General features: G+C 71.3%; 11 protein-coding genes. 3 read left to right on the top strand and 8 right to left on the bottom strand.

Annotation, left to right across the window (positions count from 1 at the left end; all coding sequences use genetic code 11):
• Nucleotides 1-16: 16 nt before the first annotated feature.
• The 6 genes from B7C62_04155 to B7C62_04180 form a co-directional block, all read right to left on the bottom strand.
• Entirely contained in the window at nt 17-610 is a 594-nt protein-coding gene (locus tag B7C62_04155; GenBank protein ARF71543.1) for a pyridoxal 5'-phosphate synthase glutaminase subunit PdxT, read from the bottom strand.
• Nucleotides 611-616: 6 nt separating this feature from the next.
• A complete protein-coding gene (locus tag B7C62_04160) occupies nt 617-1,537 on the bottom strand; it encodes a pyridoxal 5'-phosphate synthase lyase subunit PdxS (GenBank protein ID ARF71544.1) in 921 nt (306 codons plus the stop codon).
• Nucleotides 1,538-1,793: 256 nt separating this feature from the next.
• The gene (locus tag B7C62_04165; protein ID ARF71545.1) at nt 1,794-2,342 is read right to left on the bottom strand and encodes a hypothetical protein; all 549 of its coding nucleotides are present in this window, start codon (nt 2,340-2,342) and stop codon (nt 1,794-1,796) included.
• Between the two features lie 126 nt (nt 2,343-2,468).
• Nucleotides 2,469-3,629 (bottom strand): alpha-(1-2)-phosphatidylinositol mannosyltransferase, encoded by a 1,161-nt coding sequence (locus B7C62_04170; protein ID ARF71546.1) that lies wholly within the window; start codon nt 3,627-3,629, stop codon nt 2,469-2,471.
• Between the two features lie 133 nt (nt 3,630-3,762).
• Nucleotides 3,763-4,674 carry a phosphatidylinositol mannoside acyltransferase gene (locus tag B7C62_04175; protein ID ARF71547.1) on the bottom strand — a complete coding sequence of 304 codons (912 nt, stop codon included), beginning with the start codon at nt 4,672-4,674 and terminating at the stop codon, nt 3,763-3,765.
• Complete coding sequence (locus tag B7C62_04180) at nt 4,671-5,333, bottom strand: CDP-diacylglycerol--glycerol-3-phosphate 3-phosphatidyltransferase (protein ID ARF71548.1); 663 nt, start codon at nt 5,331-5,333, stop codon at nt 4,671-4,673. Before B7C62_04180 ends, B7C62_04175 begins: the two co-directional genes overlap by 4 nt.
• A 268-nt stretch (nt 5,334-5,601) precedes the next feature.
• Between B7C62_04180 and B7C62_04185 the strand changes: the two genes are divergently transcribed.
• Entirely contained in the window at nt 5,602-7,833 is a 2,232-nt protein-coding gene (locus B7C62_04185) for an elongation factor G-like protein EF-G2 (GenBank protein ARF71549.1), read from the top strand.
• Nucleotides 7,834-7,990: 157 nt separating this feature from the next.
• A complete protein-coding gene (locus B7C62_04190; protein ID ARF71550.1) occupies nt 7,991-9,661 on the top strand; it encodes a hypothetical protein in 1,671 nt (556 codons plus the stop codon).
• Between the two features lie 106 nt (nt 9,662-9,767).
• Here the strand turns inward: B7C62_04190 and B7C62_04195 are convergent, their stop codons facing one another.
• A complete protein-coding gene (locus B7C62_04195) occupies nt 9,768-10,328 on the bottom strand; it encodes an HIT family hydrolase (protein ID ARF71551.1) in 561 nt (186 codons plus the stop codon).
• Nucleotides 10,329-10,394: 66 nt separating this feature from the next.
• Between B7C62_04195 and B7C62_04200 the strand changes: the two genes are divergently transcribed.
• Complete coding sequence (locus B7C62_04200) at nt 10,395-11,072, top strand: ion transporter (protein ARF71552.1); 678 nt, start codon at nt 10,395-10,397, stop codon at nt 11,070-11,072.
• A 30-nt stretch (nt 11,073-11,102) separates the two neighbouring features.
• On the opposite strand, the gene B7C62_04205 is transcribed toward B7C62_04200, so the two are convergent.
• Complete coding sequence (locus B7C62_04205; protein ARF71553.1) at nt 11,103-13,079, bottom strand: threonine--tRNA ligase; 1,977 nt, start codon at nt 13,077-13,079, stop codon at nt 11,103-11,105.
• Nucleotides 13,080-13,156: the final 77 nt, after the last annotated feature.

The raw sequence follows: 13,156 nt of genomic DNA on the forward strand, positions 1-13,156 counted from the left end.
TCCTACCGGGGTCCGCTCACTTCACCGCGCGCACCATGTCCACGAAGAGCGCGTGCATACGGTGGTCGCCGGTCAGTTCGGGATGGAACGACGTGGCGAGGACATTCCGCTGCCGCACGGCCACGATGTGGCCGCCGTGCTCCGCGATGACCTCGGCCTCGGCCCCGACGGACTCCACCCAGGGGGCGCGGATGAACACGCCCTCCACCGGGCCGCCCTCGATCCCGGCGACCTCGACCGCCGCTTCGAAGGACTCGTTCTGCCGTCCGAAGGCGTTGCGCCGCACGATCATGTCGATGCCGCCGACGGTCTCCTGGCCCGAGCGCGGGTCCAGGATCTTCTCGGCCAGCAGGATCATCCCGGCGCAGGTGCCGTAGACCGGCATCCCGGCCCGGACCCGCTCGCGCAGCGGCTCCATCATGCCGAAGAGGACCGCCAGCTTGGACATGGTGGTGGACTCGCCGCCGGGGATGACCAGGCCGTCGACCTCGGCGAGCTCCTCGGGGCGCCGGACCGGCCTGGCCAGGGCGTCCGCCGAGGCCAGGGCGATCAGGTGCTCCCGTACGTCGCCCTGGAGCGCCAGGACACCGATCACAGGGGTGTCGCTCATCAGTGGTTACCAGCCGCGGTTGGCGTAGCGCTCGGACTCGGGCAGGGTGTCGCAGTTGATGCCGACCATGGCCTCGCCCAGGTTGCGGGAGGCGTCCGCGATGACCTTGGGGTCGTCGTAGAAGGTGGTGGCCTTCACGATGGCGGCGGCGCGCTTGGCCGGGTCGCCGGACTTGAAGATGCCGGAGCCGACGAAGACGCCCTCGGCGCCGAGCTGGCGCATCAGCGCGGCGTCGGCCGGGGTGGCGACACCACCGGCGGAGAAGAGGACGACGGGCAGCTTGCCGAGCTCCGCGACCTCCTTGACCAGCTCGTAGGGGGCGCGCAGGTCCTTGGCGGCGGCGTACAGCTCGTTGTTGTCGAAGCCGCGCAGCTTGGCGATCTCGTTCTTGATCTGGCGCAGGTGGCGGACGGCCTCGACGACGTTGCCGGTGCCTGCCTCGCCCTTGGAGCGGATCATGGCCGCGCCCTCGGCGATGCGGCGCAGGGCCTCGCCCAGGTTGGTGGCGCCACAGACGAAGGGGGTGGTGAAGGCGAACTTGTCGCTGTGGTTGACCTCGTCGGCCGGGGTGAGGACCTCGGACTCGTCGATGTAGTCGACGCCGAGGGACTGGAGGACCTGGGCCTCGACGAAGTGGCCGATGCGGGACTTGGCCATGACGGGGATGGAGACGGCCCCGATGATCTCCTCGATCATGTTGGGGTCGGACATCCGGGCCACGCCGCCGTCCTTGCGGATGTCGGCCGGGACCCGCTCCAGGGCCATGACAGCCACGGCGCCCGCGTCCTCGGCGATCTTCGCCTGCTCGGCGTCGACGACGTCCATGATCACGCCGCCCTTGAGCTGCTCGGCCATGCCGCGCTTGACGCGGGCGGTGCCGGTGGCGGGGGACTCGGCGGACTGCGGGGTGCTGGGAAGCGTGGACACGGGACCTCACTCGGTGAAAGACGCTGAATTACTGCATCGCCGAGCAAACGCTGTGGCACCGGTCCACAGCAAGGGCCAATAGGGAGGCTGTGGATCGTTTTGGCCCCGTATCCGCTCCCGGCCCGGGTGCCGGGGCGGTCCGGTGTCAGGTCCCCGGGCGGGCCGGGCCCAGGCCACTGGGCAGTCGGGCTCAGGCCCCGGGCGGTCCGCTCTCAGGTCCCCGGCGGTTCGCTCTCAGGCCCCGGGCGGTTCGCTCTCAGGCCCCCGGCCGGTCCGCCAGCGCCACCGGAGGGGCGTCGTCCATCTCGAAGGCGAGCGGGAACGGGGCGTGCCCGGCCAGCCGGAACAGCCGTACCGTACGGTGCCGGCGCAGGGCGCGGGCGGCGCGTACGGAGTCGTTGTGGAAGCGCCGGGCCATGGGTACGCGGCGTACGGCGGCGGCCAGTTCGGTGGCCGCGTCCTCGCCGCCGGGGACCTCCTTCACCGCCTCCACCTGGGCCGGTTCGCCGAAGACGGCGCGCAGGGCGGCGCTCAGCTCGCTCTCGGCGACCTCGCGGTGGTCCTCCTCGGCCTGCCGGGCGGCGTGCGCGGCCTCGTACAGGACGATGGAGGCGGCCGGGTCCAGGACGCCGGAGGTGGCCAGCTCCTGGGTGACCGAGGCGCGGCGCAGGAGCTGGGCGTCGAGTGCGGCGCGGGCGGCGTCGATCCGGGAGTGCAGGCGGTCGAGGCGGCCGGCGGTCCAGCTGAGGTAGACGCCGATCGCGACGAGGGCGACGACGATCCAGACGATGAGGGTTACGGTCACGGGCCCACACGCTACCGTCGCCGGGGCCCGGTCCTTTCAACGGGAGGCCGCGCCTCCTGGTTCCCACGGAAGGCCGCGCCCCGGAAAAGCGGGAGCCCGCGCCCCGGCACAGCCCGTACGGGCTCCTCAGTCCCGCGCCAGCCCGAACCGCGCCCGCAGCCCCGACCGTTCGTCCTCCGCGACCGACGCGGCCCCGTCCGTCACCGTCTCGTACACCGCGAGGATGTCGGCCCCCACGGTCCCCCAGTCGAACCGCCGTACGTGCGCCTCGCCCCGCTCCCGCAGTCCGGCCCGGCGCTCCGGGTCGCCCAGCAGCCGGATCGCGGCGGCGGCCAGCGCGTCGGCGTCCTCGTTGGCGAAGAGGTCGCCCGCCGCCCCCTGGTCCAGCACCTGCGCGAAGGCGTCCAGGTCGCTCGCGAGGACCGGGGCCCCCGCCGACAGGGCCTCCACCAGGATGATGCCGAAGCTCTCGCCGCCCGTGTTCGGGGCCACGTACACATCGACACTGCGCAGCAGCCGGGCCTTGTCCTCGTCGCTGACCATGCCGAGGAACTCCACGCGCCCGCGCAGCTCCTTAGGCAGCGATGCCACCGCCTCCTCCTCGTCCCCGCGCCCCGCGACCAGCAGCCGGGTCTCCGGGCGGGCCGCGATAATGGCGGGGAGCGCCTTCATCAGGACGGGCAGCCCCTTGCGGGGTTCGTCGATGCGGCCGATGAAACCGAGGGTCTGCCCCTGCCACTCGGCCTTCGGCTCGGCCTTGGCGAAGAAGCCGACGTCGACGCCGTTCGGGATGACCACGGCGTCCCCGCCCAGGTGCTCGACCAGGGTGCGCCGCGCGTACTCGCTCACCGCGATCCGCGCGCTGATCTTCTCCAGCGCGGGCTGGAGGATCGGGTACGCGGCGATCATCGCCCGGGAGCGCGGGTTGGAGGTGTGGAAGGTGGCCACGATGGGCCCCTGCGCGGACCAGCAGGCGAGCAGGCCGAGCGAGGGGGAGGTCGGCTCGTGGATGTGGATGACGTCGAAGGTGCCGTCGTGCAGCCAGCGGCGGACCCGGGCGGCCGACAGGAAGCCGAAGTTCAGCCGGGCGACGGAGCCGTTGTACGGGACCGGGACGGCCCGGCCCGCCGAGACGACGTAACGAGGCAGCGGGGTCTCGTCGTCGGCCGGGGCCAGGACGGAGACGGTGTGGCCGAGCCCGATGAGGTGTTCGGCCAGGTCCCGGATGTGGAACTGGACGCCGCCGGGGACGTCCCAGGAGTACGGGCAGACGATGCCGATCTTCACGTGCGCGCTCCCCGGAGTCCGGTCCTCATGTGCTCCAGCCGGAATCCGGCCCTCACGTGCTCTCGCCGGAATCCGGCCCTCACGTGCCCTCCCCGGGCTTCGGGCTTCACGCGCTCTCCCCGGAATGCGGTCGTCACGCGCTCTCCCCCCGGGGTTCCAGGTCGTCCAGCCAGAGCCGCTGGAGCATGTGCCAGTCCTCCGGGTGGTCCGCGATGCCTCCGGCGAAGGCGTCGGCCAGAGCCTGGGTCATGGCGGCCGTCTTCTCCGCCCGGGTGCCTTCCGCCGGTTCCTCGACCGCCGGGTGGACGCGGGCGCCCATCACCGGCGTGCCGTCGTACCAGAGGGTCACCGGCAGCAGCAGCGCGCCCGTCTGCTGGGCGAGCAGGGCAGGGCCTGCAGGCATCCGGGCGGTGGCGCCGAAGAACGACACCTCGACCCCGGAGGCGGAGAGGTCCCGGTCCGCGACGAGGCAGACCAGGCCGCCCGCGCGCAGCCGCCGGGCCAGCGTCCCGAAGGCCGATCCGCCGCTGTGCGGGAGGACCTCCATGCCCAGGCCCTCGCGGTAGGCGACGAACCGTTCGTAGAGCGATTCGGGTTTCAGCCGCTCGGCGACGGTGGTGAAGGGGACCTTCAGATCGGTGGTGACCCAGGCTCCGGCCAGGTCCCAGTTGCCCAGGTGCGGCAGGGCCAGGACGACCCCGCGTCCGCTGTCCAGGCCCTCAGTCAGGAAGTGGGCATCCTTGACGTCGATGCTCGCCCTGATGCGCTCCGGGGTCCAGGTGGGCAGCCGGAACGACTCCATCCAGTACCGCATGTACGAGCGCATCCCGGCCCGGGACAGCTCGGCCAGCCGCTCCGGGCCCGCGTCCGGGACCACCCGTGCGAGGTTGGACTCCAGGCGCAGCACGCTCTTGCCGCGCCGCTTCCAGACCCGGTCGGCGATCGTACGGAACAGGGCCTCGGCGGCGGGTTCGGGCAGCTTCTTCACCGCGCCCCAGCCGAGCCCGTACAGCCCGTCGGTGATCCGGCCCCTGAGCGCGCTCACCGGTCGGCCGGTCCGTTGGCGGCGGAGGCCGCGTCGGCCTCGGCGGACTCACGGCGTACGGTCACCACGCGCTGGATCAGGGTCACCAGGGAGCCCACGGCGACAATCCACAGGGCGATCGGGAGCAGGATGTCGATGTGCGGGACGCCGAACTTGTGGAGTCCGGCGAGACCCGCCGCGACCAGCGAGATGACGAGCCGCTCGGCCCGCTCCACCAGCCCGTTCACCGCGACGGGCAGCCCGATCGACTCGCCGCGCGCCTTGGTGTACGAGACCACCTGACCGCTCGCCAGGCAGAAGATCGCGACCGCGCAGAGGATGTTGTCGTCACCGCGGCCCGCATACCAGAGGGCGAACCCGGCGAAGATCGCCCCGTCGGCGACCCGGTCCAGCGTCGAGTCGAGGAACGCGCCCCACCGGCTGGAGATCCCGGCCTGCCGCGCCATGTTGCCGTCGACGAGGTCGGAGAAGACGAACAGGGTGATGACGATGGTGCCCCAGAAGAACTCCCCCATCGGGAAAAAGACCAGCGCACCTGCCATCACGCCGGCCGTGCCGATGAGAGTGACCGCGTCGGGGCTGACCCCGAGGCGGAGCAGCAGAGCGGCGAACGGTGTGAGGACACGCGTGAAAAATGCACGCGCGTACTTGTTCAGCATGGCTTTCCCGAGGGTTCGGCTGGCCGAGCGGCCCCATCGGCCACCGGCTGGCCCATCGTAGTCACGACCGGTGCCCGCCACCGGACGGGCACCCTCCGGCAGTGGTGTCACGGCGGGCCCACGCCCCTGTCCCCCCTGTATGGACGCGTCGGCGCCCGGGTGCCAAGCTCGAAGGACCGGGGCCGCCTCGGCGGCTCTCCCCGTACCCGCCGTCCAGCGCGGTCGGCCGCTTCCCTCCCGTACCGCGCCACCCACCGGGAGGCACACCATGGGCGAGAAGACGCACGCACACCCCGGGGCCGCCGGAGGCGTACCGGCGGCCGGCCACCCCTCCGACGTACGGAACGTGGTGCTGGTCGGCCACAGCGGATCGGGCAAGACCACCCTGGTCGAGGCCCTGGCCCTGACGGCGGGGGCCGTGAACCGGGCGGGCCGGGTCGAGGACGGGGCGACCGTCTCCGACCACGACGAGATCGAGCGGCGGCGACGGCGTTCCGTACATCTCTCGCTGGTCCCGGTGGCCTGGGACGGCCGCAAGGTCAATCTGCTGGACACCCCCGGTTACGCCGACTTCGTCGGGGAACTGCGGGCCGGTCTGCGGGCGGCGGACGCGGCCCTCTTCGTCGTCTCGGCGGCCCAGGAGTCCGAGTCCGTGGCGGCGACCACCCGGGCCGTGTGGGAGGAGTGCGCGCTCGTCGGGATGCCGAGGGCGATCGTCGTCACCCATCTCGACACCGCCCGCACCTCCTTCGAGGAGATGACCCGGATCTGCGCGGAGACGTTCGGCGGGGACGACCCCGATGCCGTACTCCCGCTCTATCTGCCGGTCCTCGGTCCCGAGGCCGCCGACGGGCACGCCCCGCTCACCGGGCTGACCGGGCTGCTCACCCGGCGCGTCCTGGACTACTCCTCCGGGGAGCGGGCCGAGCTGCCGCCCGCGCCGGACCAGGAGGAGCCGCTCGCGGAGGCCCGGGACCGGCTCATCGAGGGGATCATCGCCGAGAGCGAGGACGAGTCGCTGATGGACCGGTACCTCGACAGCGGGGGCGACAGCATCGATATATCGACACTGATCGCGGATCTGGAGCGGGCCGTCGCCCGGGGCACCTTCTTCCCCGTGCTGGCCGCCGCCCCAGCCGCCGAGGGCGCCCGGCAGGGCATCGGCACGGTGGAGCTGCTGGAGCTGGTCACCCGGGGCTTCCCGACCCCGCTGGAGCGCACCCCGCCCACCGTCACCACCCCGTCCGGCGAGCCCAGGACCGCCCCGGCCTGCGCCCCGGAGGGCCCGCTGCTCGCGGAGGTCGTCAAGACGTCGTCCGACCCGTACGCGGGCCGTATCTCGCTGGTCCGGGTCTTCTCCGGCACCCTGCGGCCCGACGACGCCGTGCATCTGTGCGGCCACGGTCTCGACGCGGCGGGGCGCGCGCCGCACCCCTGTCACGAGGCGGAGCTGCGGGTCACCGCGCTGACCACCCCGTTCGGCAGGCAGCAGCACCCGGCGGACCGGTGCGTGGCGGGCGATCTGGTCTGTGTGGGGCGGCTGGGCGAGGCGGAGACCGGCGACACCCTCTCCGCCTCCGGCGACCCGGTCCTCATCGAGCCCTGGTCGACCCCGGACCCGCTGCTCCCGACGGCCGTGAAGGCGCACGGGAAAGCGGACGAGGACAAGCTCTCGCACGCCCTGGCCCGGCTGGTCGCGGAGGACCCGACCCTGCGCCTGGAGCAGAACCCGGACACCCGCCAGGTCGTCCTGTGGTGCCTGGGCGAGGCCCACCAGGAGGTCGCCCTGGAGCGGCTGCGCAGCCGGTTCGGCGTCCGGGTCGACGCCGAACCGCACCGGGTCGCGCTGCGCGAGACGTTCGGCGGGCGGGCGGCCGGGCGCGGACGGCATGTCAAACAGTCCGGCGGGCACGGCCAGTTCGCGATCTGCGAGATCGAGGTGGAGCCGCTGCCTGCGGGCAGCGGTATCGAGTTCGTGGACAGGGTCGTGGGCGGTTCGGTGCCGCGCCAGTTCATCCCGTCGGTGGAGAAGGGCGTACGGGCCCAGGCCGCCCGGGGCCTGGCCTCCGGGCATCCGCTCGTGGACGTACGCGTCACCCTGCTGGACGGCAAGGCGCACTCGGTGGACTCCTCCGACGCCGCCTTCCAGACCGCCGGGGCGCTCGCCCTCCGGGAGGCGGCGGCCGAGGCCCGTATCCAGCTCCTGGAGCCGGTCTGCGAGGTCGCCGTGCTGGTCCCCGACGACTATGTGGGCCCGGTGATGAGCGATCTGTCGGGGCGGCGCGGCCGGGTGGTGGGCACCGAGCAGAGTCCGGGCGGGCGCACCCTCGTACGGGCCGAGGTGCCGGAGACGGAGATCGGCCGGTACGCGCTCGACCTGCGCTCCCTGACCCATGGCACCGGGCGGTTCGACCGGACGCACGCCCGGTTCGAGGCGATGCCGCCGCAGCTCGCCGAGCGGGTCCGCGCGGAGCGGGGGAACGGATCACCCGGCGCGTGACCGGCGCACTGTCGCACACACCGTCCGCTTCCCGGTGGGTGACGGACGGTGCGGGCGTCCGGACGATACGCTGTGGTCGCAGCTCAGAAGGTATGCCGCGTACGGTAGTTGGGCACACCGCAGGAGCAGACCGTGCGGCGAGTGGGGGCGACAGACAGTGGCCAACGACGTATTCGACTTCTCACCCGGGGCGCAGATCCCGATCCAGGGGTCCGGCGGCCAGTCGGTGGCGACCAATGCCCTGGCCTCGGCCGCGTACCGCGACAGCCCGGTGGAGACGATCCTCGACGCCAACAGCGAGTGGCACAAATCCACGGTGAAGGCGGGGGCATCCAAGCTCTTCAAGTCCGACTACTTCAAGCCGAACCTCGGCGAGGCGTTCTCCCGTGCCGTCCAGGAGCGGATGCTCGGCGGCTCCCGCGCCGCGCTCATCCAGTCCTTCGGCACCGATCCGCAGACCGTGGTGGAGCACTGCCTGTCGGCGACCAACCTCCGCAAGGCGCGCGACACCCGGCTCACGCTGATCACCGGGGTGTTCGGCTTCCTGTTCCTGCCGGGGATGATCCTCTGGATCATCGCCTTCCGCATCAAGGACGCCCTCGCCAAGTCCAAGGACGCCGCGTTCCGGGCGGTCGGCACGGTGCTGCTCGCCGCGTTCGGGGTCGGCGCGCTGGTCCTGCTGTGGAAGCTGCCGATGGACGGGTTCCTGAACCTCTACATCCGGTGCTCGATCGTCGCCCCGGTGATCGGCTGGTTCCTCGCGAAGAGGGTCGCGGAGACCTCCGCCCAGGATCTGCGGGCCCGGTGGGAGGGGCTGCTGTCCGGCACCGGGGTGATCGCCAAGATCCCCGAGGCGGTGCCGAAGAACCCCAACGAGACCGCGCGCGAGGCGCTGCGCCAGGGACTGGAGAAGCTCTCGGCGGAGCAGCAGTCCAACGCGGTCTTCTACGCCGGTCCCAAGGGCATCCTCGGCATGGGCACCCGGTGGGGCAGCTGGCAGCTGGCCGAGGAGCTGACGCCGAAGGACCCGACGAAGGAGATCCACCAGTTCCGCAGCTGGGACCTGATCCGGATCATCCACGACCAGCTGAAGATGCTGGAGCGCGGCCCGCTGAACACCGGCGGCTTCCCCAAGCCGTCCGTGAAGCACTGGATCGTCTCCCCCATCGGCGAGGGCGCCGACTCCGTCTCCCGTCCCGACGGGGAGGATGTCGCGACCTTCCAGGTGAAGCCGCACGAGATACAGCGGATCTGCAACCACCAGCAGTTCGGCAGCGGTGACCGGCACTACCTGGGCGTGCAGTTCACGCTCTGGGACGGCCAGCTGGTGATCACCATGATGATCACGGTCACCGTGCTCCACGAGACGCTGCGCATCGAGGTCACCGGCCATGCGCTGGGCCCGGTCCACGGCCTCTTCTTCGCCAAGCCCGCCGCCCGCACGAAGACGGTCAACAAGACCGTCAAGTTCTGGGAGACCCGGGACATCCAGCTGCCGGTGGTGGAGGCCAGGGAGGTCGTCCGGCTGGCGCTGCGGGCGCCCTTCACCTGGTATCCGCCGCTGCTGGACTACCTGGGCGGGAAGATCGTGCTGCCGGAACCCTTCGGACTGCGGCACGCCTGGGCGGCCAAGCCGTGGAACCACCGCTTCATGGCGGACGACGCGATGCGCGCGGCGACCCCGGTGCTGCGGGTGGTGCACTCGGCGGCGATGCGGGTCCTCGCGGAGAACGGCGTGGACACCGAGCGCTTCGACAACCGCTCGATGATACTGAGCGGCCTCGTCCAGGACCCGTCCCCGCGCAAGGCGGACGTGTACGACGCGTAGCGGATGCGCGTACGTACGGGAAGGGCCCCGCCGGAACGGATCGGCAGGGCCCTTCTTCAGGTACGGGACGGTTCGCCCGCCCCTTCCGGGTGCGTACCCCGTCCGCTCAGCCCGTCGGCCAGGCGTCGGCCAGCATCGTGCGGGTGTCGCCCAGCAGCTGCGGCAGCACCTTGGTGTGGCCGATGACCGGCATGAAGTTGGTGTCGCCGCCCCAGCGCGGCACCAGGTGCTGGTGCAGGTGGGCGGCGATCCCGGCACCGGCGACCGAGCCCTGGTTCATCCCGATGTTGAAGCCGTGCGCCCCGGAGGCGGCGCGCAGGGCCGCCATCGCGCGCTTGGTGAAGTCCGCCAGCTCCGCCGTCTCCGGGCCGTCCAGCTCGGTGTAGTCGGCCACGTGACGGTAGGGGACGACCATGAGGTGTCCGCCGTTGTACGGGTAGAGGTTCAGCACCGCGTAGACGTGCTCGCCGCGTGCCACCACGAGCCCGTCCTCGTCGGATTTCGCCGGAATCGAACAGAACGGGCAGCCGTCCTCGGCCCCCGGGCCGCTCGGCTTGTCCTGACCCTGGATGTACGCCATCCGATGGGGCGTCCACAGACGCTGAAACGCGTCCGGCGTCCCCACGCCGATCTGCTGCTCCGGCTCACTCGTCATGCCGATCAGCATATTGCTTCACCCGCGCGGAGCGTGTCGCCGGGGCCGCACCTCCCGGCCGCCCGCGATGCTGAGGCGATGAGCGACCGAGCCGCCCCCGAGCCACCCGCCCGGCTGACCCGCTGGGAGCAGCGCACGGAGGTGCCGCTCTTCCTCGCGGGACTGCTCTTTCTCACCGGGTACGCGGTCCGGGTGCTGACCCCGCACGAGGCCGAGCCCTGGAACGACCTCGCGCTGACCCTCGTCTGGTCGACCTGGCTGCTCTTCCTCGTCGACTACGTGGCGCGGCTGCGGCTCAGCGGTCTGGGCTCGCGTTTCCTGCGGGTCCACTGGCTCGACACCGTGGTCCTGCTCCTGCCGCTGCTGCGCCCGCTGCGGATGGTGCAGGTCTACCAGGCGGTGCAGCGGCGCCACGACCGGCCCCGGCTGAACCTGTACGCGCGCGTGATGGCGTACGCGGGCATCACCGTCGGCCTGCTCGGGCTCGCCGCCTCGCTCGCCGTCTACCACCTGGAGCACCGGGCCCCGGACGCCTCGATCCGGACGTTCGGGGACGCGGTGTGGTGGGCGTGCGCGACGCTCACGACGGTCGGTTACGGGGACGCCACCCCGGTCACGTTCTGGGGGCGGGTGGTCGCGGCGGGGCTGATGGCCTGCGGTCTGGCGCTGCTGGGCGCGGTGACGGGGTCGTTCTCGTCCTGGCTGATCCAGGTGTTCGCGCGGGAGGACGAGAAACGGCCCCCGGAACGCGGGTAGCGCTCCGGGGGCCGTTGTCCGCCGTACGGATCAGACCTGGACGCGGTCCTCGACGGCCTTGGCGATCTTGGCGATGGCCTCGTCGACCGGGATGCCGTTCTCCTGCGAACCGTCGCGGTAGCGGAAGGAGACGGCACCGTTGGCCATGTCCTCGTCACCGGCGATGATCATGAACGGGACCTTGTTCTTCTGCTGGTTGCGGATCTTCTTCTGCATCCGGTCCGAGGACGCGTCCACGTCCACCCGCAGCCCCTGCTTGCGCGCCTTGGCGGCGAACTCCTGGAGGTAGGGGATGTGGGTGTCACCGATCGGGATGCCGACGGCCTGGACCGGGGCGAGCCAGACCGGGAAGGCGCCCGCGTAGTGCTCGAGGAGCACGGCGAAGAAGCGCTCGATGGAGCCGAACAGGGCGCGGTGGATCATCACCGGGCGCTGCTTGGAGCCGTCGGGACCGGTGTACTCCAGGTCGAAGCGCTCCGGCAGGTTGAAGTCGAGCTGCACGGTCGACATCTGCCAGGTCCGGCCGATGGCGTCCTTGCACTGTACGGAGATCTTCGGGCCGTAGAACGCGGCGCCGCCCGGGTCCGGGACCAGGGGCAGCCCCTGCTTCTCGGCGACCTGGCGGAGCGTCTCGGTGGCCTCTTCCCAGGTGTCGTCCGAGCCGACGTACTTCTCCGGGTCCTTGGTGGAGAGCTCCAGGTAGAAGTCGGTGAGCCCGTAGTCGCGGAGCAGGTTGAGCACGAAGGTGAGCGTGCGGTCCAGCTCCTCCGCCATCTGCTCCTTGGTGCAGTAGATGTGCGCGTCGTCCTGCGTGAAGCCGCGCGAACGGGTCAGGCCGTGCACGACGCCCGACTTCTCGTACCGGTACACCGTGCCGAACTCGAAGAGGCGCAGCGGCAGTTCGCGGTAGGAGCGGCCGCGCGCGTCGAAGATCAGGTTGTGCATCGGGCAGTTCATCGGCTTGAGGTAGTAGTCCACCCCGTCGTCGAGCTGCATGGGCGGGTACATGCCGTCGGCGTACCAGTCCAGGTGGCCGGACTTCTCGAAGAGCTTGCCCTTGGTGGCGTGCGGGCTGTAGACGAACTCGTAGCCCTCCTCCTCGTGGCGGCGGCGCGAGTAGTCCTCCATGGCCCGGCGGATGACGCCGCCCTTGGGGTGGAAGACCGCGAGGCCGGGGCCGATCTCGTCGGGGAAGGAGAAGAGGTCCAGCTCGTTGCCGAGCTTGCGGTGGTCGCGCTTGGCGGCCTCCTCCAGGAACTCCAGGTGCGCCTTCAGCTCGTCCTTGGTCGGCCAGGCGGTCCCGTAGATACGCTGGAGCATCGGGTTCTTCTCGCTGCCGCGCCAGTACGCCGCCGCGTTCCGCATCAGCTTGAACGCCGGGATGAACCGGGTGGTCGGCAGGTGCGGGCCCCGGCAGAGGTCCTTCCAGCACAGCTCACCGGTCTTGGCGTCCAGGTTGTCGTAGATGGTCAGCTCGCCGCCGCCCACCTCGACGTTCGCGCCGTCGTCCGAGGAGGCGGAGCCCTTGATGCCGATGAGCTCCAGCTTGTACGGCTCGTCCGCGAGCTCCTCGCGGGCGTCCTCGTCGGAGACCACGCGGCGGGAGAACCTCTGGCCCCGCTTCTGGATCTCCTGCATCTTCTTCTCGATGGCCTTGAGGTCCTCGGGGGTGAACGGCTTCTCGACGTCGAAGTCGTAGTAGAAGCCGTCCTTGACCGGCGGGCCGATGCCGAGCTTGGCCTCGGGGAAGAGCTCCTGCACGGCCTGGGCCATGACGTGCGCGGTGGAGTGGCGCAGGATGTTCAGGCCGTCCTCGGAGGAGATCTCCACCGGCTCGACGCTCTCGCCGTCCTGGAGCACGTACGAGAGGTCCTTGAGCTCGCCGCCGACGCGCGCGGCGACGACGGTGCGCTGACCGGGGAAGAGCTCACCGGCGGTCGTGCCCGTCGTCACCACGTGCTCTTCCCGCTCGGAATCGCGTTGGATGATCACACGGACGTCTGACACCGGTCTCTCCTGACTGAGGGGGATGCCTGCCTTCATCTGGCTAAGCACTACGAATCGTACCGAGCCCTCAGCCCCCG

Source organism: Kitasatospora albolonga, assembly GCA_002082585.1.
Taxonomy (GTDB): Bacteria; Actinomycetota; Actinomycetes; order Streptomycetales; family Streptomycetaceae; genus Streptomyces; species Streptomyces stephensoniae.

Bases quoted from the DNA above. Each gene is read 5' to 3' on its own strand.
- B7C62_04155 (ARF71543.1), bottom strand. From the start codon at position 610: ATGAGCGACACCCCTGTGATCGGTGTCCTGGCGCTCCAGGGCGACGTA.
- B7C62_04180 (ARF71548.1), bottom strand. From the start codon at position 5,333: ATGCTGAACAAGTACGCGCGTGCATTTTTCACGCGTGTCCTCACACCG.
- B7C62_04185 (ARF71549.1), top strand. From the start codon at position 5,602: ATGGGCGAGAAGACGCACGCACACCCCGGGGCCGCCGGAGGCGTACCG.
- B7C62_04195 (ARF71551.1), bottom strand. From the start codon at position 10,328: ATGCTGATCGGCATGACGAGTGAGCCGGAGCAGCAGATCGGCGTGGGG.
- B7C62_04200 (ARF71552.1), top strand. From the start codon at position 10,395: ATGAGCGACCGAGCCGCCCCCGAGCCACCCGCCCGGCTGACCCGCTGG.